The following is a 22,814-nucleotide window of genomic DNA, read 5'->3' on the forward strand; positions in this document are numbered from 1 at the left end:
CTCCTTACAGTACTTCTGGAGCCAGCGAGATGATCTTCATGTGGTTCTTGCCGCGAAGCTCGCGAGGAACCGGTCCGAAGATACGGGTGCCGATCGGCTCTTTCTTGTTGTCGATAAGAACAGCTGCGTTGTTATCGAAACGGATGACGCTGCCGTCGGCGCGGCGGATGTCCTTGGCGGTACGCACAACAACCGCCTTCATCACGTCGCCCTTCTTGACGCGGCCGCGCGGAATAGCTTCCTTGATGGAAACGACGATAATGTCGCCCACGGAAGCGTACTTGCGCTTGGAGCCGCCCAGCACCTTGATGCACATGACACGACGTGCGCCGGAATTATCCGCCACGTCGAGGTTTGTTTGCATCTGAATCATGTCAGGTCGCCTTCTTGTTGTTACCGGACCGGTTGGGCGAACATCATGGATGCCGCCCCCTGTTCCAGCTTATGAAATCTCTGTTTTTGCGCGGAAGAAACTTGCCAGGGTGGTTTCCCAAAGGGACCTTCCGTGCGCATCAAAGCAAAAGACGCTCGGGTTACGAGCGTCCTTGCGCTGCTTCATACAGATTTTCGCGCCAAGTGCAATAGACCTGGCGCGATTCCGTTGAAATTAAGCGTGAGCGGCAACCACCGTCCAGCGCTTATCCTTGGAGATCGGTGCGCATTCCTCAATGGAAACCACATCGCCGACCTTGTATTGATTGTTTTCGTCGTGCGCCTTGTACTTCTTCGAACGGCGAACGGTCTTCTGCAGCAGCGGGTGAGCGAATCGGCGCTCAACGCGAACTACGACAGTCTTCTCGTTCTTGTCGGATACAACGACGCCCTGGAGAATGCGTTTAGGCATAGTATTCTTCCTTAGGCCTTGGCTTCTGCGGCCTTTTGGGCAGCAATGGTTTTGATCCGGGCGATGTCCTTACGGACTTCGTTGATGCGCGAGGACTTTTCCAGCTGGCCGGTGGCCTTCTGGAAACGCAGATTGAACTGTTCCTTCTTCAGGTCAGCCAACTTGTCCTTGAGCTGGTCGGCGCTGAGGCCGCGAATATCTTCGGCTTTCATGTGCCTTGCTCCTTACTCTGCGATGCGCTGTACGAAGCGCGTCTTGACCGAGAGCTTGGCAGCGCCGAGACGAAGCGCCTCGCGGGCGATCTCCTCGGAAACACCGTCGATCTCGAACATCATACGACCGGGCTTGACCTTGCATGCCCAGTAATCAACCGAACCCTTGCCCTTACCCATACGAACTTCGGTCGGCTTAGCCGTAACCGGAGTATCGGGGAATACACGGATCCAAACGCGACCTGCGCGCTTCATGTAACGCGTGATCGCGCGGCGGGCCGCTTCGATCTCGCGTGCATTCACGCGGTTCGGTTCCTGCGACTTCAAGCCGAATTCACCGAATGCCAGGTCAAAGCCGCCCTTGGCGACGCCCTTGATGCGTCCCTTGAACTGCTTGCGGTACTTAGTACGCTTTGGCTGCAACATTTTCTTACTTCTCCGAGCTTATCTTTCGCCAGCGTCAATCAAGCGTTTTCGCGACGACGATCGTTGCGATCGCCACGCTCACGGCTTGCAGGACCCTGAGCATCGCCTTCGAGCGCACGACGCTCGGACGCCATAGGATCGTGCTCAAGGATTTCGCCCTTGAAGATCCAGACCTTGATGCCGCAGATGCCGAATGCGGTTTCGGCTTCAGCCGTACCGTAGTCGATGTCTGCACGCAGCGTGTGAAGCGGAACGCGGCCTTCGCGGTACCATTCGGTACGAGCGATTTCCGCGCCGCCGAGACGGCCTGCGCAGGTGATCTTGATGCCTTCTGCGCCAAGGCGCAGAGCGGACTGTACGGCGCGCTTCATGGCGCGACGGAAAGCCACGCGGCGTTCCAGCTGCTGGGCGATCGACTGAGCAACGAGCGTTGCGTCGACTTCCGGCTTGCGCACTTCAACGATGTTGAGGTGCGTTTCGGAACTGGTCATGTCGGAGATCTTCTTGCGAAGCTTCTCGATGTCAGCGCCCTTCTTGCCGATGATGAGGCCCGGACGAGCGGAGTGGATCGTAACGCGGCACTTCTTGTGTGGGCGCTCGATAACAACCTTTGCAATACCAGCCTGCTTCAGTTCCTTCACGAGGTAGGCACGGATAGCGAGGTCTTCATGCAGAAGATTGCCGTACTCGGCAGTGTCAGCGTACCAACGGCTGTCCCACGTACGGTTGATGCCCAGGCGGAAGCCGATTGGATTGATTTTCTGACCCATTATGCGGCCTCCCCTTTTTCCTCGACTTCACGAACAACGATCGTGAGGTGCGAGAACGGCTTTTCGATGCGCGATGCACGGCCACGGCCACGAGCGTGGAAACGCTTCATGGTGATGGACTTGCCAACATAGGCCTCGGCGACGACGAGCGTGTCGACGTCGAGGTCATGGTTGTTTTCGGCGTTTGCGATAGCCGATTCCAGCGTCTTCTTGACGGTGGAAGCGATACGCTTGCGCGAGAACTCGAGCTCGGCGAGAGCGCGATCAACCTTCTTGCCACGGATAAGAGCGGCAACCAGGTTCAGTTTCTGGGGGCTGACGCGAAGCGTACGGGCAACGGCCTGAGCCTCGTTGTCCTTCAGCCGGCGTTCGGTCTTAGCCTTCGCCATGATTACTTCCTCTTTGCCTTCTTGTCCGCGCCATGACCGTAATAGGTCCGGGTCGGAGAGAATTCACCGAACTTGTGACCGACCATGTCTTCGTTGACAGAGACGGGCACATGCTTGCTGCCGTTGTAAACACCGAAGGTCAGACCAACGAACTGCGGCAGGATCGTGGAGCGACGGCTCCAGATCTTGATTACTTCACTGCGTCCGCCTGCGCGCACCTTCTCAGCCTTAGCGAGAAGATAGCCGTCAACAAACGGACCTTTCCATACTGAACGAGCCACTTGAGACTTCCTCTCTTACTTCTTGCGCTGATGGCGCGAACGCATGATGAACTTGTCAGTCGACTTGTTCGAGCGGGTACGCTTGCCCTTGGTGGGCTTGCCCCATGGCGTCACTGGATGACGACCACCGGACGTGCGACCTTCACCACCACCGTGCGGGTGGTCGACCGGGTTCATGACAACGCCGCGAACATGCGGACGCTTGCCGCGCCAACGCGAACGACCGGCCTTGCCGTCGTTGATGTTGCCGTGGTCAGCGTTGGAAACAGCACCGATCGATGCGAGGCAGGAGCCGTGCACCAGACGCTGTTCACCGGAGTTGAGACGCAGGATCGCCATGCCGGCATCGCGGCCAACGAGCTGTGCATAGGTACCGGCGGAGCGAGCGATCTGACCGCCCTTGCCCGGCTTCATCTCGACGTTATGGATGATCGAGCCGACCGGAATGAACTGCAGCGGCATGGTGTTGCCGGGCTTTACGTCCACTGCCTTGTCGGAGGCGATCACCTTGTCACCAGCAGCGAGACGCTGTGGCGCGAGAATGTAAGCCTGTTCGCCGTCCGTGTATGTCACGAGCGCGATGAATGCGGTGCGGTTAGGGTCATATTCCAGACGTTCAACCGTACCTTCAACGTCGAACTTACGACGCTTGAAGTCAACCAGACGGTAGGTCCGCTTGTGACCGCCGCCCTGGAAACGAACGGTGATCCGGCCCTGGTTGTTACGGCCACCCTTCGAGCTGAGGCCCTGTGTAAGAGCCTTTACCGGCTTGCCCTTGTAGAGCGAAGCGCGGTCCACAATAACCAGCTGACGCTGGCTAGGTGTGGTCGGATTGAAACTTTTCAATGCCATTGTATTTGTTCCCTTTTGGGTCTTTGCCCGCTTGGGCCTAACCTTTAGAGTCCGGTGGACACGTCGATGGATTGACCTTCAGCAAGTGTCACGATCGCCTTCTTGACGTCTTTCTGCTTGCCAGCGAATCCACGGAAACGGCGCGTCTTACCCTTGCGGATAAGCGTGTTCACACCCGTGACCTTGACGCCGAAGAGAGCTTCCACGGCAGCCTTGATTTCAGGCTTGGAAGCGTCCTTGGCGACGTTGAATACGACCTGGTTCTGTTCGGATACCAGCGTCGACTTTTCCGTGATCGAGGGAGATACGATCACATCGTAGTGGCGAAGATCCGTCATTTGAACCGCTCCTCCAGAGCCTCTACAGCAGCCTTGGAAAGCACGAGCTTGCCACGGCGCAGGATGTCGTAAACATTGATGCCCTGTACCGGCAGAACGTCCACATTCGGGATGTTCTGAGCTGCGAGCTTGAAGTTGCCATCAAGTTCTGCGCCGCCGATAACGAGAGCGTTGGTCAGGCCGAGCGAAGCGAAGTTGCCCAGCAGAGCCTTTGTCTTTGCGTCCGATGCAATCAGCTGATCGACGATGATCAGTTCTTCAGCCTTTGCCTTTGCAGACAGGGCGAGACGCAGGCCGAGCGCGCGAACCTTCTTGGGAAGGTCGTGAGCGTGGCTGCGAACGACTGGGCCGTGGGCCTTGCCGCCGCCGCGGAACTGCGGTGCGCGAGCCGAATGGTGACGAGCGCGGCCCGTACCCTTCTGCTTGTACATCTTTGCACCCGTACGGGAAACTTCCGAACGGTTCTTGGTCTTGTGCGTGCCCTGCTGCTTCTTAGCAAGCTGCCAGCGCACAACGCGGGCCAGGATGTCCTGGCGTGGATCGAGGCCGAAGATTTCGTCCGACAGGGCTACCTTGCCGGCGTCTTTTCCCTCGAGGGTCGTGACGTTCAATTCCATGATGAGGCTCCCTTACTTCGCAGCCGACTTGACGGCGTCGCGGACGATGATCCAGGAACCCTTGGAACCGGGAACGGCGCCCTTCACGAGGATCAAACCGCGATCCTCATCGGTCGAAACCACTTCCAGATTCTGGGTGGTGACGCGCGTCTGGCCCATGTGACCAGCCATGCGCTTACCCTTCCACACGCGGCCCGGATCCTGGTTGGAACCCGTAGAACCGTGCGCACGGTGAGAGATCGAGTTACCGTGCGAAGCGCGGCCACCACCGAAGTTGTGACGCTTCATCGCACCGGCAAAACCCTTACCGATGGTCGTTCCGGTTACGTCGACCAGCTGGCCGGCTTGAAAATGATTTGCGGTCAGTGTTGCACCGACGTCGATCAGGTTCTCGGTGGAGACCCGGAATTCGACGAGCTTTGCTTTCGGCTCGACATTAGCAGCGGCGAAATGGCCACGCAGCGCCTTTGTCGTGTTCTTGACCTTGGACTGGCCGGCACCGAGCTGAACTGCGGTATAGCCATTCTTGTCTTCCGTACGCTGGGCTACAACCTGTAGGTTATCCAGACGCAGGACCGTTACGGGAATATGCTCACCAGCGTCGTTGTAGACGCGGGTCATTCCCACTTTCTGTGCAATCACACCTGAACGCATTGGTTCAATCCTCTTGCGAGCCTTGAAGGGAAACCCCCTGCTCGGCCTTTGTTAGGGAGTTCCCTTCGACATCTCACGATGTTTCCGGTCTCCGGATTGGAAGACGTTGGATTGCTCCACGTACCTTCCTTGTTATATCGGCCCTTACTTTCGCAAGGTCAGGCCGAGGTCTTAGAGCTTGATTTCCACGTCAACGCCAGCAGCGAGGTCGAGCTTCATCAGCGCGTCAACAGTCTGCGGGGTGGGGTCAACGATATCGAGAAGACGCTTGTGCGTCCGCATTTCGAACTGCTCACGGCTCTTCTTGTCCACGTGGGGAGAGCGGTTGACAGTGAATTTTTCAATGCGGGTCGGCAGCGGAACCGGGCCGCGAACGCTGGCGCCGGTGCGCTTGGCGGTCGACACGATTTCACGGGTAGAGGCATCGAGGATCCGGTGGTCAAACGCCTTGAGGCGGATACGGATATTCTGGCCGTTCATTCGTCTTGTCCTTGTTCTTTATTATTGATTTCCGCACGCGGAAATACATGAACCTAGTTAATCGTGGCGCCGCAGATTTTCAAAAATCGAGAGGAATGCGAAAGGCGCACCCCAATCATTTCAGTAGTCTGTATTGCGAAATCACCGGGAACCGCGAAGCATCGCGAATCCAGCGGTGAACGTGAGTGCGCGTTTACGCGCTTTCACCGAAATTTTCAAGCACTAAAAGTGCAGCGCCGATACGCTTTTTCATCAAACAACTGACGGCGGTGTGTTTGCACCGCCGCCAGGTAGAATTTCAGACGTCGAGATTACCCGACGATCGAGGCGACGATGCCAGCGCCGTCTGCAGATCGCGCTTACGCGCCATCTGCAATCTTAAGTGCCGTCGGCAAGCTTACGGCATCGTCGGTCATCGATTACTCGATGATCGAAGCAACGATGCCGGCGCCGACGGTACGGCCGCCTTCGCGGATCGCGAAGCGCAGCTTTTCTTCCATCGCGATCGGAACGATCAGTTCAACGGCAACAGTCACGTTGTCGCCAGGCATAACCATTTCCGTGCCTTCTGGAAGCGAAACGATACCGGTAACGTCAGTCGTACGGAAGTAGAACTGCGGACGGTAGTTCGTGAAGAACGGCGTATGACGGCCGCCTTCTTCCTTCGTCAGGATGTAGGCTTCTGCCATGAACTTCTTGTGCGGCTTGACCGAACCTGGCTTGCAAAGGATCTGACCACGCTCAACGCCATCGCGCTGTACGCCACGAACCAGTGCACCGATGTTGTCGCCAGCCTGGCCCTGATCGAGCAGCTTGCGGAACATTTCAACGCCGGTAACAGTCGTCTTCGACGTCGCACGAATGCCGACGATTTCGACTTCTTCACCAACCTTGACGATACCACGCTCAACGCGGCCCGTCACAACCGTACCACGGCCAGAGATCGAGAACACGTCTTCGATCGGCATCAGGAACGGCTGGTCGATCGGACGCTCAGGCGTCGGGATGTAGGCGTCAACCTGAGCCATCAGCTCGCGGATTGCGTCTTCGCCGATCTTCTTGTCGGAATCTTCAAGAGCGGCAAGTGCCGAACCCTTGACGATCGGAATATCGTCGCCCGGGAAGTCGTAGGACGACAGAAGTTCGCGAACTTCAAGCTCGACGAGCTCCAGAAGTTCTGCGTCGTCAACCTGGTCGACCTTGTTGAGGAACACGACGATCGCCGGAACGCCAACCTGGCGAGCAAGCAGGATGTGCTCGCGCGTCTGCGGCATCGGGCCGTCAGCAGCGGAGCAAACCAGGATCGCGCCGTCCATCTGCGCAGCACCGGTGATCATGTTCTTCACGTAGTCGGCGTGGCCGGGGCAGTCAACGTGAGCGTAGTGACGGTTCGGCGTCTCATACTCAACGTGCGCCGTCGAAATCGTGATACCACGAGCCTTCTCTTCAGGAGCCGCGTCGATCTGGTCATACGCCTTGAACTCGCCGAAGTACTTCGTGATCGCCGCAGTCAAAGACGTCTTGCCGTGGTCAACGTGACCGATCGTGCCGATGTTGACGTGCGGCTTATTCCGCTCAAACTTGCTCTTTGCCATTAGTGGCTCTCCATCTTGTCCCTAAGCGGGAATAAACTTTAAATCTCGTTTGGGGCGCACCCCGATCACTTCTGACCGGAGTACTTTGCCTGGATGTCGGCAGCAACGTTGCTCGGAACCGGCGCATAGTGATCGAAGGTCATCGAATACTGTGCGCGGCCCTGAGACATCGAACGAAGGTTGTCGACGTACTTGAACATGTTGGCCAGCGGAACGTGAGCGCTGATCACGATGGTGATGCCACGCGATTCCTGACCCTGGATCTGACCGCGACGCGAGTTCAGATCGCCGATCACGTCACCGACGTAATCTTCAGGGGTCACGACTTCGACCTTCATCATCGGCTCGAGAAGCTGTGCGCCAGCCTTCTTCGCTGCTTCACGGAAGCAGGCACGCGATGCGATTTCGAACGCCAGAACAGACGAGTCAACGTCGTGGTATGCACCATCGAGAAGCGTTGCCTTGACGCCGAGCATCGGGAAGCCAGCAAGCGGACCGGAAGACAGAACGCTTTCGATACCCTTCTGAACGCCTGGGATGTATTCCTTCGGAACAGCACCGCCAACGATCTTGGATTCGAACTTGAAGTCTTCGCCTTCTGGGTTCGGTTCGAACAGAAGCTTGACGCGTGCGAACTGACCGGTACCACCGGACTGCTTCTTGTGCGTGTAGTCTTCTTCGTGCGACTTGGTGATCGTTTCGCGGTAAGCAACCTGCGGAGCACCGACGGTGGCTTCGACCTTGAACTCGCGACGCATACGGTCGACGATGATGTCGAGGTGAAGTTCGCCCATGCCAGCGATGATCGTCTGACCGGATTCCTCGTCCGTCTTGACGCGGAACGAAGGATCTTCGGCTGCCAGGCGGTTCAGCGCGAGGCCCATCTTTTCCTGGTCGCCCTTGGTCTTCGGCTCGATCGCGATCTGGATGACCGGCTCAGGGAATTCCATGCGCTCTAGAATAACAGGCTTCAGCGGATCGCAAAGCGTGTCACCCGTGGTGGTTTCCTTGAGGCCAGCAAGCGCAACGATGTCGCCAGCATAGGCTTCTTCGATGTCTTCACGCGAGTTGGAGTGCATCTGCAGCATACGGCCGACGCGCTCGCGCTTGTCCTTGACCGTGTTCATGACGGACGTGCCCTTTTCGAGCTTGCCCGAGTAGATACGTGCGAAGGTGAGCGAACCGACGAAGGGGTCGTTCATGATCTTGAACGCGAGCATGGACAGTGGCTCGGAATCGTCAGCGTGACGCTCGATTTCGGCTTCCGTCTTGAAGTCGATGCCCTTGATCGCAGGGATATCCAGCGGAGAAGGCAGGTAATCGACAACAGCGTCGAGGAGCGGCTGAACGCCCTTGTTCTTGAACGCGGTACCGCAGAACATCGGGTGGAATTTCACGTCGATGGTGCCGCGACGAACGAGTTCGCGAATCTTGTCGTTGTCCGGGTAGTTGCCTTCGAGGTAAGCTTCCATCGCTTCTTCGTCGATCTCGACAACGGTCTCGATCAGCTTTTCGCGATATTCTTCGGCCTTGGCCTTCATGTCTTCCGGAATTTCGACGACGTCCCACTGGGCGCCGAGCGATTCATCACGCCATACGAGAGCATTCATCTCGATCAGGTCGACAACGCCCTTGAATTCCGTTTCAGCGCCGATCGGCAGCTGCATGACCACAGCGGTGGCACCGAGGCGGGTCTTGATCATTTCTACCGAGCGGTAGAAGTCAGCGCCCGTCTTGTCCATCTTGTTGCAGAAGATCATACGCGGAACGTTGTACTTCTCTGCCTGACGCCAGACGGTTTCCGTCTGCGGCTCAACACCGGCGTTGGCATCGAGCAGCGCGATAGCGCCGTCGAGAACGCGCAGCGAACGCTCGACTTCGATGGTGAAGTCGACGTGGCCGGGGGTGTCGATGATGTTGAAACGGCGCATCTTGCCATCGCGACCCTTCCAGAAGGTCGTGGTAGCAGCAGAAGTGATCGTGATACCACGCTCCTGCTCCTGCTCCATCCAGTCCATCGTGGCTGCGCCATCGTGAACTTCACCGATCTTGTGCGACTTACCGGTGTAGTAAAGAATACGCTCGGTGGTGGTCGTCTTACCGGCGTCGATATGCGCCATGATACCGAAGTTACGGTAATCTTCGATTTTATATTCGCGAGCCATAATGGACTGCCTTTCGATCTTCGACCGTTGAGATTACCAGCGGTAGTGCGAGAATGCGCGGTTAGCGTCAGCCATCTTGTGCGTGTCTTCACGCTTCTTGACAGCAGATCCGCGGTTGTTCGCAGCGTCCATGAGTTCGCCGGAGAGGCGATCGACCATGGTCGTTTCGTTGCGCTTGCGCGCAGCAGCGATCAGCCAACGGATGGCGAGAGCCTGACGGCGCTCCGGACGAACGTCGACCGGAACCTGGTATGTCGCACCACCAACGCGGCGAGAACGGACTTCAACATGCGGGGCGACGTTGTCGAGAGCGGAATGGAACACGCCGAGCGGCTCCTGCTTCGTCTTGCCCTGCACGGCGTCGAACGCGCCGTAAACGATGCTTTCGGCGACAGACTTCTTGCCGTGAAGCATGATGGCATTCATGAACTTGGTGACGACCAGATCGCCGAACTTCGGGTCCGGATTGATCTCACGCTTTTCTGCACTATGGCGACGGGACATACTCTTTGTCTCTCATTTGTTATTGACGCTATACCACGCGGAGAACCTCGCGCAGCGCCGAATTGTTATTGCCGAATTACTTCGGACGCTTCGCACCGTACTTCGAACGGCGCTGCTTGCGGTTCTTGACGCCCTGGGTATCGAGAACACCGCGGATGATGTGGTAACGAACGCCCGGCAAGTCCTTGACGCGGCCGCCACGGATCATGACAACGGAGTGTTCCTGAAGGTTGTGACCTTCACCAGGAATGTAACCGATGACTTCGAAGCCGTTGGTGAGGCGGATCTTGGCAACCTTACGAAGAGCCGAGTTCGGCTTCTTTGGGGTCGTCGTGTAAACGCGGGTGCAAACGCCACGCTTCTGTGGGTTTTCCTGCAGAGCAGGAACCTTGTTGCGCTTTACCTGTGCCTGACGCGGCTTACGGATCAGCTGGTTTACGGTAGGCATATAACCATCCCTTGCAAAAACTACTTTAGCCACCTTTCGGGTGGCGGTTACACCGTTTCCGGCAACGAAGCACGCATAGCCTCATGCGCAAAACGTGGCCCGATCCGGTTTCCACGGATGGACCACCAAGAGCAGAGGACGTAAAGATTACGTCTTGCGTGCAACATTCGTGTCTCGTACGTGTTTTGGACCCCTGTTTGAAGTGATCTCCAGGACGAGTCGTCCCAGATGGCCAGACTTCACATCGGCTCCGATGGCGGGCGTACTACTGTCTTAGCCCGCTTTCGTCAAGGGTGAATCCGAATTTTGTCCCCGCGCTGCGGGCGTGAACGCCTTGCATTACGGGATATTGAAAGGCTTTTATCACAAAGCCCCTGCCCTCACCATCGTTTTTCACCTTCCGCCCTTGTGGCTTTTCACAAAAGCCGTCTATTGATTCCCTTGAAGCACCATTCGGCCCAAGATCAGGGTCGCGATGGACGCACCACGTGGCAGGCGTAGACGTCAGATGGATTCACCTCTGGCACCCTCCACCAAAGACAAAAGGAATCGCGTCATGATCACCGAACCCGACAACGACAATGGACGCGACGAGGCTATGGTCTTCGTCATCATCGGCAAGGCCTATGAGCGCGAAGGCGAAGACGGCATCGACATCCACGTCATCCTCCAGGCACCGGACGATGACACCGCCGTGCGCGAAGCCTTGAATGCACTGTCGGAAGAAGGCTTTCTCGAAGCCGACCTCGACCAGATCGGCATGATCACCGAAGTGCCGGACGAAGAACCCCATGCTTCCGCCTATCAGGGCGCTCTGGAAGGCGAAGTCTCGATCATCCGCTTTGCTTGAAATCGAGCGGGGCGTGCGACTGCGCGCGCCCTCCTCTCCTCCCTCACCAGACGCTTCGTAGTATCATCTCCAGGCCGAGCAAGGCCAGCATCGCCAGAAAGCAGCGCTTGAACGTCGCCGGACTGAACGTCTTTCTAAGACGTTGTCCCGCGACCATTCCGAGCAGTGCCGGCAAGACAGCCAGAGCCGACAACCCCGCCTCTCCCAGATGAAATGCGCCGTGCGAAACGAGCTCGATCGTCAACGCAATCGTAGATATGGTGTCCGCATGAAACTCAAAGAAGCGACAGCACCGGTTTGAAAATCAGTGCCGATTTTCTCAAAGCACAATGCTCGGGGTCTGAGAAATAGCGTATCCTTTGCACGTCCAATAGGACGCACGGGGGCTCTGTCGATCCAACTGGATGACCCTATCTGGCGAAAGCGCCCTCACGAACGCGTCGTCGTGACTGACGGCCAGGATGGCTCCGTCATAGGCTGCCAGAGCCGCCTCGAGGGCAGCGATCCCTTCCAGGTCGAGATGATTGGTCGGCTCGTCGAGGATCAGCAGTTGCGGCGGTGTCACGGCGCCGAGTGTGCAGGCAAGCCCTGCACGCAAGCGTTCTCCGCCACTCAGATTGGCGGCTTTGCGCAATGCATCGTCTGCGCGGAATTTAAACCGGGCCAAAGCCGCATAAGCCTGCTGGTCCTCTGTAGAGGGGTGGAGCCGCTGAAAATTCGCAAGCAATGTCTGCTCGCCGCGAAGACACTGAACATGCTGATCCAGAACTGCGAACGGCACCCGCACGTCCACCACCCCCTCAAAGGGTGCCATCTCGCCGCGGATCATTTTCAGCAGTGTGGTTTTCCCGCTCCCATTCGGTCCGGCAAGCACAACCCGTTCCGGTCCGGTGATGGACATGGACAGGTCGCGGATGGCGGGCAACGACCGATCATACCCACCTGTGACGCGGTCAAGCCGGAGGATGATCTTCCCTTCCACCAGACCGGTTGACGAGATGTCCATCCGGATCGGCTCAAGCACTTCTATTCGCGACCGGGCGGACGAAAGTGCTGCCTCTGCCGCCTCGCGTCGGGCGTCCCGCAAGCGCTGACCTGCCCCGCCAGAGGCTTCCGCCCGCCCCTTCGCGGCATCCATCAATATCTTCGGCTGATCCCCCTTGGTCCGGCTCCTCGCTCCGGCACTGTCCTTGCGGGCTTTTCGCTCCTTGGCTTCTTGCGCACGCTGCGCCGCCTCGCGATCAGCTCTTTCCGACTGAGACAGATCATGTCTCGCCGCTTCCAGCTCCATCTGCTTGAGCGAACGATAGGCGCTATAATTGTCGCCATAGCGGGTCATCCCAAGCGTTGTCAGTTCTACGATGGCGTCCATTTCTTCCAGCAATTCGCGATCGTGGCTGATGACGATGGCGCCACGCTTCCAGTGACGGACAAGCTCGATCACCAGGTCCCGCCCTGCCCTGTCGAGATTGTTGGTCGGCTCGTCAAGCAGAAGAAAATCCGGCTCGGCTAAAACAATAGCCGCAAGTGCGGCGCGCACGCGCTGCCCTCCAGAAAGTGTCACAAGAAGCGTATCCGGATCGGCGGCTATACCATATGGCGCAAGCGCAGCCTCCATCCTGGCCCTAGCCGTCCAGTCCGCGTCAGCAAGTTCTTCGACGCTGGCGTGGCCTTCTGCTGCCCGGTCGAGAAGCGCCAGCGCCCCGTCGCATCTGGTCGCGTTATCGCGTCCTGGCGCATCAAGGCAGAAGTGCCGGATACCGTGATGCTGCCAGCCTGTGGCGCCATTTCACCGGCGATTAGCCGCAAAAGCGTGGTCTTACCAACACCATTGCGTCCGACGAGCCCGACACGCTCGGCAGTAAAATTGAAATCGATATTGGTGAAAAGCGGCTTGCCGTCAGGCGTGATGCAGGACAGACCGGAAAGAGAAATCGACGACACCATAGGACAAAACATCTCGCTGCAGAACCAGGGGGGAAGTGGTTGCGCGTGTCAAATCCATCGTCGTCATGTCTCCTCTATCGAAGCGTCCTGAAGATAAGACCGTTCTCCCGATCGTTCAAGTCACATCAGTTTGCACTGCTGGCCCTTGAGCCAACAGCCCACTTTCCGCGCCCGGGCCAAAACAAAAAACGCCCGGATTGCTCCGGGCGTTTGTATCTCCACGGGCGAGACCCTCTCACGAGGTCCCCACCCTGGCTGCCTTACTCGGCAGCCGGTGCCTTGTCCGTCATGTCCTGCAGCATCTGGTTTGCGGAAGCAGAGCCAGTGCTCTTCTTGCGCTCCTCGATGATCAGGTCGTCGCGGGTTGTCGCGATGCGGCGGATCTGCGTCATGGTGCCGCCGGTACCAGCCGGGATGAGGCGGCCAACGATGACGTTTTCCTTGAGGCCCTGCAGCGTGTCCGTCTTGCCGGCAATAGCAGCTTCCGTGAGAACCTTGGTGGTTTCCTGGAACGAAGCAGCCGAGATGAAGGACGGCGTCTGCAGCGATGCCTTGGTGATACCGAGAAGAACCGGTTCGCCATAGGCAGGCTTCTTGCCTTCTTCGATCAGACGATCGTTGTTGTCTTCCATCTCGATGCGGTCGACGTTGTCGCCCACGATGTACTGGCTGTCGCCGGCATCCGTGATCTCAACCTTCTGCAGCATCTGACGAACGATGACTTCGATATGCTTGTCGTTGATGACAACGCCCTGCAGACGATAGACTTCCTGGATTTCGTTCACGAGGTAGGAAGCGAGTGCCTCCACGCCCTTGATCGCCAGAATGTCGTGCGGTGCCGGGTTACCATCGAGAATGTACTCGCCCTTCTCGATGTAGTCGCCTTCCTGAAGATGGAAGGGCTTGCCCTTCGGAATCAGGTATTCGACTGGCTCGACGCCGTCTTCCGCAGGCTCGATCATCACGCGGCGCTTGTTCTTGTAGTCGCGGCCGAGACGGATCGTACCATCGATTTCAGCGATGATAGCGTGATCCTTCGGACGACGCGCTTCGAAGAGTTCGGCAACGCGCGGCAGACCACCGGTGATGTCCTTGGTCTTGGCGCTTTCCAGCGGCGAACGTGCAAGCACGTCACCCTGGGAAACCTTCTGACCAGGCTCGACCGAGAGAATCGCATCCACCGAGAGCTGGAAGCGGGCTTCGCCGCCACGAGACAGCTTGGCAACTGCGCCGGACGCATCCTTGATGACGATCGAAGGCTTCAGATCCGAACCACGTGGTGTCGAACGCCAGTCGATAACCTGACGCTTGGTGATACCGGTGGATTCGTCGGTCGCTTCGAGAACGGAGAGACCATCGACCAGATCTTCGAAGTGAACCGTGCCTTCCACTTCCGTCATCATTGGACGGGTGTAAGGGTCCCACTCTGCAAGACGCTGACCGCGCTTAACCTTGTCGCCATCATCCACGAACAGCTTCGAACCGTAGGCGACGCGCTGCGAAGAACGCTCGACGCCACGCTCATCGAGAATGGTAACCGACATGTTGCGGCCCATGGCGATGAGAACACCTTCCGACGAGCGGAGGATGTTGCGGTTCTTGATCTGAATCGTGCCTTCGTAGGACGCTTCCAGGAACGACTGGTCAACCACGTTGGCCGTGCCACCAAGGTGGAACGTACGCATGGTCAGCTGCGTGCCCGGCTCACCGATCGACTGAGCGGCGATAACGCCCACGGCTTCGCCCATGTTGACAGGCGTACCGCGTGCAAGGTCACGACCGTAGCAGACGCCGCAAACACCGACCTGGATTTCGCAGGTCAGAGCCGAGCGGATACGGACGGACTGGATACCAGCCTTCTCGATGGCAGCAACGTCGGCTTCATCGATCAGCGTGCCAGCCTTGACGATGTTCTCGCCAGTGACCGGGTTGTCGATGTCGTCGAGCGAAGTACGACCGAGAATACGGGCGCCGAGCGAAGCAACGACCTGACCGGCATCGACGATGGCAGTCATGGTGAGGCCCTTGTCGGTGCCGCAATCACGCGAGTTGACAATGCAGTCCTGCGCAACGTCAACGAGACGACGCGTCAGGTAACCGGAGTTCGCCGTCTTCAAGGCGGTGTCTGCAAGACCCTTACGGGCACCGTGAGTCGAGTTGAAGTACTCGTTAACGGTCAGGCCTTCCTTGAAGTTCGAGATGATCGGCGTTTCGATGATTTCGCCCGATGGCTTGGCCATAAGACCACGCATACCGCCGAGCTGACGCATCTGGTTCGGTGAACCGCGGGCGCCCGAGTGGCTCATCATGTAGATGGAGTTCATCGGCTTCTGGCGGCCCGTTTCCGGATCGAATTCCACAGCCTTAATGCGCGCCATCATTTCTTCGGCGACCTTTTCGGTCGCCTTACCCCAGGCGTCGACAACCTTGTTGTACTTTTCGCCCTGGGTGATGAGACCATCATTGTACTGCTGCTCGTATTCCTTCACCAGAGATTCGGTGTCGCCAACGATCTTTGCCTTGGTGTCCGGAATGATCATGTCGTCCTTGCCGAACGAAATGCCGGCGCGGCAGGCATGGGTAAAGCCGAGCTGCATGATACGGTCGCAGAAAATGACCGTGTCCTTCTGACCGCAGTGACGGTAGACCGTGTCGATCATCTTGGAGATGTTCTTCTTGGTCATTTCCTGGTTGCAGGTCTCGAACGGCACGTTCACGTTCTTCGGCAGAAGTTCGCCGATGATCATGCGTCCAGGCGTCGTTTCATAGATCTTGGAAACCAGCTTGCCGTCGGCATCCATGGTCTTGAAGCGGCCACGGATTTTCGCATGCAGCGTCACGACCTTGTTTTCCAGAGCATGATGCAACTCGCCCATGTCGGAGAAGGCCATGCCTTCGCCGGGCTCGCGCTCGTTCATGATCGAGAGGTAGTAGAGGCCGAGAACCATGTCCTGCGAAGGAACGATGATCGGTGCGCCGTTTGCCGGGTGCAGAATGTTGTTGGTCGACATCATCAGCACGCGTGCTTCCAACTGCGCTTCAAGCGACAGCGGAACGTGCACGGCCATCTGGTCACCGTCGAAGTCGGCGTTGAACGCCGTGCAGACGAGCGGATGCAGCTGGATCGCCTTGCCTTCGACCAGCGTCGGTTCGAAAGCCTGGATGCCGAGACGGTGCAGCGTCGGTGCGCGGTTCAGAAGAACCGGATGCTCGCGGATGACCTCGTCGAGGATATCCCAGACTTCGGGCTTTTCCTTTTCAACCAGCTTCTTCGCCTGCTTGACAGTGGAGGAGTACCCCTTAGCGTCAAGGCGGGCATAGATGAACGGCTTGAACAGTTCGAGCGCCATCTTCTTCGGCAGGCCGCACTGGTGCAACTTGAGTTCCGGACCGGTCACGATGACCGAACGGCCGGAATAGTCGACGCGCTTGCCAAGAAGGTTCTGACGGAAGCGGCCCTGCTTGCCCTTGAGCATGTCGGAGAGCGACTTCAGCGGACGCTTGTTGGCACCCGTGATGACGCGACCGCGACGGCCGTTGTCGAACAGCGCGTCAACAGATTCCTGCAACATACGCTTTTCGTTGCGGATGATGATGCCCGGTGCGCGAAGCTCGATAAGACGCTTCAGACGGTTGTTACGGTTGATGACGCGACGATAGAGATCGTTGAGGTCAGACGTCGCAAAGCGACCGCCATCCAGCGGTACCAGCGGACGAAGATCCGGCGGGATCACCGGAACGACCTTCATGATCATCCACTCCGGACGGTTGCCGGACTCCATGAAGTTCTCGACGATCTTCAGGCGCTTCATCAGCTTCTTCTGCTTGAGATCCGAGGTGGTCTCAGCCAGATCAGAACGCAGATCGCCAGCGATTTTTTCAAGGTTCATCGAAGCGAGCATTTCATAGATCGCTTCAGCACCGATCATGGCCGTGAACTGGTCTTCACCAAATTCATCGACAGCGATCATGTACTCTTCTTCGGACAGAAGCTGGTTCTGCTTCAGGGAAGTCAGGCCAGGCTCGGTCACGATGTAGTTTTCGAAGTAGAGAACGCGCTCTACATCCTTCAGCGTCATGTCGAGCAGCGTCGAGATACGCGAAGGCAGAGACTTCAGGAACCAGATATGGGCAACCGGAGCGGCAAGCTCGATATGGCCCATACGCTCACGGCGAACGCGCGACAGGGTCACTTCGACGCCGCACTTTTCGCAGATGATGCCCTTGTACTTCATGCGCTTGTACTTACCGCACAGGCACTCATAGTCCTTGATTGGTCCGAAAATGCGCGCGCAGAACAGGCCGTCACGCTCAGGCTTGAACGTACGGTAGTTGATGGTTTCCGGCTTCTTGATCTCGCCGTAGGACCACGACAGGATTTTCTCCGGCGAAGCGATCGAAATCCGGATGGAATCGAAATGCTGCGCGGGCACCTGCGGGTTGAAAAGATTCATGACCTCTTGGTTCATGCCTTGTCTCCTTAAGGGGATGGAGCCCCTTGCTTGCATCTGGCGCGATCTTTCCCGGGCTGATCGGCCAATGCTTCAAACATGGATCTATCCGCAAAATGCGGCGAAAGTGTCCACCCACGAACACGCATCCGTGAGCGAAACCAGCAGGCGCTCTTTTCAAAGCGCCTGCCTTTTCTGATCTTATTCCGCCGCGTCAGGCAGCTGATCGGCAGCCTGCTGCTCTTCGAGCTTGGAATTTTCCAGCTCGACGGAGAGGCCCAGAGACCGCATTTCCTTGACGAGAACGTTGAAGCTCTCCGGAATACCGGCTTCGAAGGTGTCGTCACCACGGACGATCGCTTCGTAAACCTTGGTGCGGCCCGCCACGTCGTCCGACTTGACGGTGAGCATTTCCTGCAGCGTGTAGGCCGCGCCGTAAGCTTCCAGAGCCCAGACTTCCATTTCCCCGAAGCGCTGACCACCGAACTGCGCCTTGCCGCCCAGTGGCTGCTGGGTAACGAGCGAGTAAGGACCGATCGAGCGAGCGTGGATCTTGTCGTCGACAAGGTGGTTCAGCTTGATCATGTACATGTAGCCGACAGTCACCTTGCGGTCGAAAGCCTCACCCGTACGTCCATCATAGAGAACCGACTGACCGGACTCATGCAGACCGGCGCGCTTCAGCATGGAAGCAACGTCAGGCTCATGCGCACCGTCGAAGACCGGCGTTGCGATGGAGACGCCCTTGCGGGACTGTTCTGCCAGACGCACCAGCGCATCGTCGTCGAAGGAAGACACTTCGTCCTTCGCTTCGGACGCGTAGACTTCCGTCAGCTCGTTCTTCAGGTCGGTGATGTCCATCGTCTTGCGATACTCGTCGAGCAGCTCGCCGATCTTCTTGCCCATACCGGCGCAAGCCCATGCGAGGTGCGTTTCGAGGATCTGACCGACGTTCATGCGCGAAGGCACGCCCAGCGGGTTCAAGCAGATGTCGACATGCGTACCGTCTTCCAGGAACGGCATGTCTTCGACAGGCACGATACGCGAGACAACACCCTTGTTACCGTGACGGCCAGCCATCTTGTCGCCCGGCTGGATCTTGCGCTTAACAGCAACGAAGACCTTGACCATCTTCATGACGCCCGGAGGCATTTCGTCGCCGCGCTGGACCTTCTCGACCTTATCCATGAAGCGCTGTTCAAGGCGCGACTTGGACTCGTCGTACTGACCGCGCAGAGCTTCGATCTCGGCCTGAACCTTCTCGTCCTCGACAGCGAACATCCACCACTGCGAGCGAGGATATTCGGAGACGACGGCGTTGGACAGTTCAACACCCTTCTTGAAGCCCTTCGGACCGGCAATCGAAACCTGACCGCGCAGCATGTCGACCAGACGGCCATAGACGTTGCGGTCCAGAATGGCCTGCTCGTCGTCGCGGTCCTTGGCCAGGCGCTCGATTTCCTCGCGCTCGATAGCCATCGCACGTTCGTCCTTTTCGACGCCGTGACGGTTGAACACGCGAACTTCGACGACCGTACCGAACGTGCCCGGAGGCATGCGCATGGAGGTGTCGCGAACGTCGGAAGCCTTTTCACCGAAGATGGCGCGCAGAAGCTTTTCTTCCGGCGTCATCGGGCTTTCGCCCTTCGGCGTGATCTTGCCGACGAGGATATCGCCAGGCTGAACTTCCGCACCGATGTAGACGATACCGGCTTCGTCGAGGTTCTTCAGCGCTTCTTCCGAAACGTTCGGAATGTCGCGCGTGATTTCTTCCGGACCAAGCTTGGTGTCGCGGGCCATCACTTCGAATTCTTCGATGTGGATGGAGGTGAACACGTCGTCGGAGACGATGCGCTCCGACATCAGGATCGAGTCTTCGTAGTTGTAACCGTTCCACGGCATGAACGCGACGAGCGCGTTACGGCCAAGTGCCAGGTCGCCGAGATCGGTCGAAGGACCGTCCGCGATGATGTCGCCCTTGTTCAGAACGTCGCCAACGGAAACCAGCGGACGCTGGTTGACGCAGGTGTTCTGGTTGGAACGCTGGAACTTCTGCAGGCGGTAGATATCAACGCCGGACTTGCCAGCATCGAGATCTTCCGTTGCGCGGATAACGATACGGGTCGCATCCACCTGGTCGACCACGCCGCCACGACGGGCTGCGATAGCAGCGCCGGAGTCACGGGCAACGATCGGCTCCATGCCGGTACCGACGAACGGCGCTTCGGCACGCAGAAGCGGAACGGCCTGACGCTGCATGTTCGAGCCCATGAGAGCGCGGTTGGCGTCGTCGTTTTCCAGGAACGGAATGAGAGCCGCAGCGACCGAAACCAGCTGCTTCGGCGAAACGTCCATCAGGTTGATGTTGTCACGCGGAGCCAGCATAACTTCGCCCGCATGACGGCAGACCACGAATTCTTCCGTGAATGCACCTTCAGCATCGAGCTCGGCATTGGCCTGTGCAACGTAATACTTCGCCTCTTCCATAGCGGAGAGGTAGATCACGTCGGTGGTGACCTTGCCGTCCACGATCTTGCGGTACGGGCTTTCGATGAAGCCGTACTTGTTGACGCGGGCGAAGGTCGCCAGGCTGTTGATCAGACCGATGTTCGGGCCTTCCGGCGTTTCGATCGGGCAAATACGGCCGTAGTGTGTCGGGTGAACGTCGCGGACTTCGAAGCCTGCGCGCTCGCGGGTCAGACCGCCCGGCCCAAGAGCCGAAAGACGGCGCTTGTGGGTGATTTCCGAAAGCGGGTTCACCTGGTCCATGAACTGCGACAGCTGCGAAGAACCGAAGAATTCACGAACGGCAGCTGCGGCCGGCTTCGCGTTGATCAGGTCCTGCGGCATCACCGTGTCGATTTCGATCGAGGACATACGTTCCTTGATCGCGCGCTCCATGCGCAGCAGACCCAGACGATACTGGTTCTCCATCAACTCACCGACAGAACGAACACGGCGGTTGCCGAGGTTGTCGATGTCGTCGATCTCGCCCTTGCCGTCACGCAGTTCGACCAGCATCTTGACCACGGCCAGGATGTCGTCCTTGCGCAGCGTGCGCACGGTGTCTTCCACGTCGAGGTCGAGACGCATGTTCATCTTGACGCGACCGACGGCAGAAAGGTCGTAACGCTCGGCGTCGAAGAACAGCGAGTTGAACATGGCTTCCGCAGAATCCATGGTCGGCGGTTCACCTGGACGCATCACGCGGTAGATATCGAACAGAGCGTCCTGACGGTTCTCGTTCTTGTCTGCAGCAAGCGTGTTGCGGATATAGGCGCCAACATTGACGTGGTCGATGTTGAGGACGGAAATCTCGTCGAAGCCATGGCCGAGAATGACGGTCAGTGCCTTGTCGTCGATTTCGTCGCCGGCTTCGAGATAGATTTCACCCGTCTCGTAGTTGACGATGTCCTCGGCAAGGAAGTTGCCATACAGGTCTTCGTCACTGGCCTTCAGAGCCTTCAGGCCCTTGTCTGTCAACTGACGCAGCAGGCGCGGGGTCAGCTTCTTGCCACCTTCGACAACGACTTCGCCGGTATCGGCGTCGATCATGTCGGTGATGACCTTGGCGTTCTTCAGCGTCTCGGGCTGGAACGGAATGCGCCAGCCGTCGCCTTCGCGAACATAGGTCGCCTTGGTGTAGAAGGTCGACAGAATGTCTTCGCCATCCATGCCAAGCGCCATAAGCAGCGAGGTCACGGGAAGCTTGCGGCGACGGTCGATACGCGCGAACACGACATCCTTGGCGTCGAACTCGATATCGAGCCACGAACCGCGGTAAGGGATGACGCGCGCAGCAAAGAGCAGCTTGCCGGAAGAGTGGCTCTTGCCCTTGTCGTGGTCGAAGAAGACACCCGGCGAACGGTGCATCTGAGACACGATAACGCGCTCGGTGCCGTTCACGATGAACGTGCCGTTATTGGTCATGAGCGGCATGTCGCCCATGTAGACGGACTGTTCCTTGATGTCCTTGATGGACTTCGCGCCTGTATCCTCGTCGATATCGAACACGATAAGGCGCAGCGTCACCTTGAGCGGCGCTGCGTAGGTCAGATCGCGCTGACGGCATTCCTCGACATCGAACTTCGGTGCTTCGAATTCGTAGGATACGAATTCCAGCATGGACGCGCCGGAGAAGTCGGTGATCGGGAATACGGATTTGAATACGGCATTCAATCCCTCGTCGGGACGTCCGCCCTTGGGCTCGTCAACCATGAGGAATTGGTCATACGAAGCCTTCTGAACCTCGATGAGGTTCGGCATTTCCGCTACTTCTGGAATTTTGCCGAAAAACTTGCGTACGCGCCTACGACCGTTAAACGAAAGGGTCTGAGCCATCGTCGCTCCTTTAAAATTGCATCCGGGCCTGCAACGGACGGGAACCGATGGCCAGTCGACCCCGTCGAATAATGGGTAAAATCAACCTCGTTCCACCTCCCGGATCGATCAGGCCGGATTGCCTGATGAGCCGGTTCGGAACCATTCTCTTGAAGAACCCATTACCCAAGAACCGTTTTCAGGCGGTTCTTGGGTAATCGGTTTCAGACAGAGCAATAATGGGAGAAGGATTTTTCCTTCTCCCATCAGCAATCGCAAGATTACTTAACGTCGACCTTAGCGCCGGCGTCTTCAAGCTTCTTCTTGAGGTCAGCAGCTTCAGCCTTGGAAACAGCTTCCTTGACAGGCTTCGGAGCGCCTTCAACGAGGTCCTTAGCTTCCTTCAGGCCGAGGCCGGTGATGCCACGGACTTCCTTGATGACGTTGATCTTGTTGGCGCCAGCGTCAACCAGGATAACGTCGAACTCGGTCTTTTCTTCTTCCGGAGCAGCAGCGGCAGCAGCGCCACCAGCAGCAGCAACTGCTACAGGAGCAGCAGCGGAAACGCCCCACTTCTCTTCGAGAAGCTTGGAAAGCTCAGCAGCTTCCAGAACGGTCAGCGAGGAGAGGTCTTCTACGATCTTTGCGAGATCAGCCATTTTTCAGTTCCT

The 22,814-nt window shown here is 57.8% G+C and carries 20 protein-coding genes and 1 pseudogene; 1 reads left to right on the plus strand and 20 read right to left on the minus strand.

From position 1 onward, the window contains the following. Nucleotides 1-4: 4 nt before the first annotated feature. The 16 genes from rplN to rpsL form a co-directional block, all read right to left on the minus strand. Complete coding sequence (rplN, locus tag QE408_RS17125; protein ID WP_027677419.1) at nucleotides 5-373, minus strand: 50S ribosomal protein L14; 369 nt, start codon at nucleotides 371-373, stop codon at nucleotides 5-7. A gap of 234 nt (nucleotides 374-607) precedes the next feature. Continuing rightward, nucleotides 608-844 carry a 30S ribosomal protein S17 gene (rpsQ, locus tag QE408_RS17130; protein WP_027677420.1) on the minus strand — a complete coding sequence of 79 codons (237 nt, stop codon included), beginning with the start codon at nucleotides 842-844 and terminating at the stop codon, nucleotides 608-610. 11 nt (nucleotides 845-855) lie between these two features. Further along, complete coding sequence (gene rpmC, locus QE408_RS17135) at nucleotides 856-1,056, minus strand: 50S ribosomal protein L29 (protein WP_027677421.1); 201 nt, start codon at nucleotides 1,054-1,056, stop codon at nucleotides 856-858. A gap of 12 nt (nucleotides 1,057-1,068) precedes the next feature. Then, the gene (rplP, locus tag QE408_RS17140) at nucleotides 1,069-1,482 is read right to left on the minus strand and encodes a 50S ribosomal protein L16 (RefSeq protein WP_027677422.1); all 414 of its coding nucleotides are present in this window, start codon (nucleotides 1,480-1,482) and stop codon (nucleotides 1,069-1,071) included. 38 nt (nucleotides 1,483-1,520) lie between these two features. Further along, a complete protein-coding gene (rpsC, locus tag QE408_RS17145) occupies nucleotides 1,521-2,252 on the minus strand; it encodes a 30S ribosomal protein S3 (protein ID WP_306933241.1) in 732 nt (243 codons plus the stop codon). Further along, nucleotides 2,252-2,641, minus strand: coding sequence for a 50S ribosomal protein L22 (gene rplV, locus QE408_RS17150; protein WP_306933243.1), 390 nt, complete (start codon nucleotides 2,639-2,641; stop codon nucleotides 2,252-2,254). Before rplV ends, rpsC begins: the two co-directional genes overlap by 1 nt. 2 nt (nucleotides 2,642-2,643) lie before the next feature. After that, nucleotides 2,644-2,922: a 30S ribosomal protein S19 gene (gene rpsS, locus QE408_RS17155; protein WP_027677425.1), complete on the minus strand. Its 279-nt coding sequence runs from the start codon at nucleotides 2,920-2,922 to the stop codon at nucleotides 2,644-2,646. A 15-nt stretch (nucleotides 2,923-2,937) separates the two neighbouring features. After that, complete coding sequence (rplB, locus tag QE408_RS17160; protein ID WP_062427534.1) at nucleotides 2,938-3,774, minus strand: 50S ribosomal protein L2; 837 nt, start codon at nucleotides 3,772-3,774, stop codon at nucleotides 2,938-2,940. 44 nt (nucleotides 3,775-3,818) lie between these two features. Continuing rightward, nucleotides 3,819-4,112 (minus strand): 50S ribosomal protein L23, encoded by a 294-nt coding sequence (locus QE408_RS17165; RefSeq protein WP_027677427.1) that lies wholly within the window; start codon nucleotides 4,110-4,112, stop codon nucleotides 3,819-3,821. Continuing rightward, the gene (gene rplD / locus QE408_RS17170; protein WP_296038476.1) at nucleotides 4,109-4,729 is read right to left on the minus strand and encodes a 50S ribosomal protein L4; all 621 of its coding nucleotides are present in this window, start codon (nucleotides 4,727-4,729) and stop codon (nucleotides 4,109-4,111) included. Before rplD ends, QE408_RS17165 begins: the two co-directional genes overlap by 4 nt. Nucleotides 4,730-4,741: 12 nt before the next feature. Next, nucleotides 4,742-5,383, minus strand: a complete 642-nt coding sequence (gene rplC, locus QE408_RS17175) for a 50S ribosomal protein L3 (RefSeq protein ID WP_306933247.1) — start codon at nucleotides 5,381-5,383, stop codon at nucleotides 4,742-4,744. 171 nt (nucleotides 5,384-5,554) lie between these two features. Next, nucleotides 5,555-5,863, minus strand: a complete 309-nt coding sequence (gene rpsJ / locus QE408_RS17180) for a 30S ribosomal protein S10 (protein WP_003507767.1) — start codon at nucleotides 5,861-5,863, stop codon at nucleotides 5,555-5,557. Between the two features lie 419 nt (nucleotides 5,864-6,282). After that, complete coding sequence (gene tuf, locus QE408_RS17185; RefSeq protein WP_306933249.1) at nucleotides 6,283-7,458, minus strand: elongation factor Tu; 1,176 nt, start codon at nucleotides 7,456-7,458, stop codon at nucleotides 6,283-6,285. 65 nt (nucleotides 7,459-7,523) lie between these two features. Beyond that, the gene (fusA, locus tag QE408_RS17190) at nucleotides 7,524-9,623 is read right to left on the minus strand and encodes an elongation factor G (RefSeq protein WP_306933251.1); all 2,100 of its coding nucleotides are present in this window, start codon (nucleotides 9,621-9,623) and stop codon (nucleotides 7,524-7,526) included. A 33-nt stretch (nucleotides 9,624-9,656) separates the two neighbouring features. After that, a complete protein-coding gene (gene rpsG / locus QE408_RS17195; protein WP_062425165.1) occupies nucleotides 9,657-10,127 on the minus strand; it encodes a 30S ribosomal protein S7 in 471 nt (156 codons plus the stop codon). Between the two features lie 76 nt (nucleotides 10,128-10,203). Next, nucleotides 10,204-10,575, minus strand: coding sequence for a 30S ribosomal protein S12 (rpsL, locus tag QE408_RS17200; protein WP_003507760.1), 372 nt, complete (start codon nucleotides 10,573-10,575; stop codon nucleotides 10,204-10,206). A gap of 556 nt (nucleotides 10,576-11,131) precedes the next feature. On the opposite strand from rpsL, the gene QE408_RS17205 reads away from it, so the two are divergent. Continuing rightward, a complete protein-coding gene (locus tag QE408_RS17205; protein WP_062425175.1) occupies nucleotides 11,132-11,425 on the plus strand; it encodes a hypothetical protein in 294 nt (97 codons plus the stop codon). A gap of 319 nt (nucleotides 11,426-11,744) precedes the next feature. On the opposite strand, the pseudogene QE408_RS17210 reads toward QE408_RS17205, so the two are convergent. The 4 genes and pseudogenes from QE408_RS17210 to rplL all read right to left on the minus strand — a co-directional run bounded on the left by QE408_RS17210 (nucleotide 11,745) and on the right by rplL (nucleotide 22,802). Next, nucleotides 11,745-13,372: pseudogene (locus tag QE408_RS17210) on the minus strand (ABC-F family ATP-binding cassette domain-containing protein). Between the two features lie 260 nt (nucleotides 13,373-13,632). Then, nucleotides 13,633-17,841 (minus strand): DNA-directed RNA polymerase subunit beta', encoded by a 4,209-nt coding sequence (rpoC, locus tag QE408_RS17215; protein ID WP_306933255.1) that lies wholly within the window; start codon nucleotides 17,839-17,841, stop codon nucleotides 13,633-13,635. Nucleotides 17,842-18,024: 183 nt separating this feature from the next. Beyond that, nucleotides 18,025-22,164 carry a DNA-directed RNA polymerase subunit beta gene (gene rpoB / locus QE408_RS17220; protein WP_306933257.1) on the minus strand — a complete coding sequence of 1,380 codons (4,140 nt, stop codon included), beginning with the start codon at nucleotides 22,162-22,164 and terminating at the stop codon, nucleotides 18,025-18,027. Between the two features lie 260 nt (nucleotides 22,165-22,424). After that, nucleotides 22,425-22,802, minus strand: a complete 378-nt coding sequence (gene rplL / locus QE408_RS17225) for a 50S ribosomal protein L7/L12 (protein WP_004442635.1) — start codon at nucleotides 22,800-22,802, stop codon at nucleotides 22,425-22,427. Nucleotides 22,803-22,814: the final 12 nt, after the last annotated feature.

The organism is Agrobacterium larrymoorei (assembly GCF_030819275.1).
In the GTDB taxonomy this organism is placed as follows: Bacteria; Pseudomonadota; Alphaproteobacteria; order Rhizobiales; family Rhizobiaceae; genus Agrobacterium; species Agrobacterium larrymoorei_B.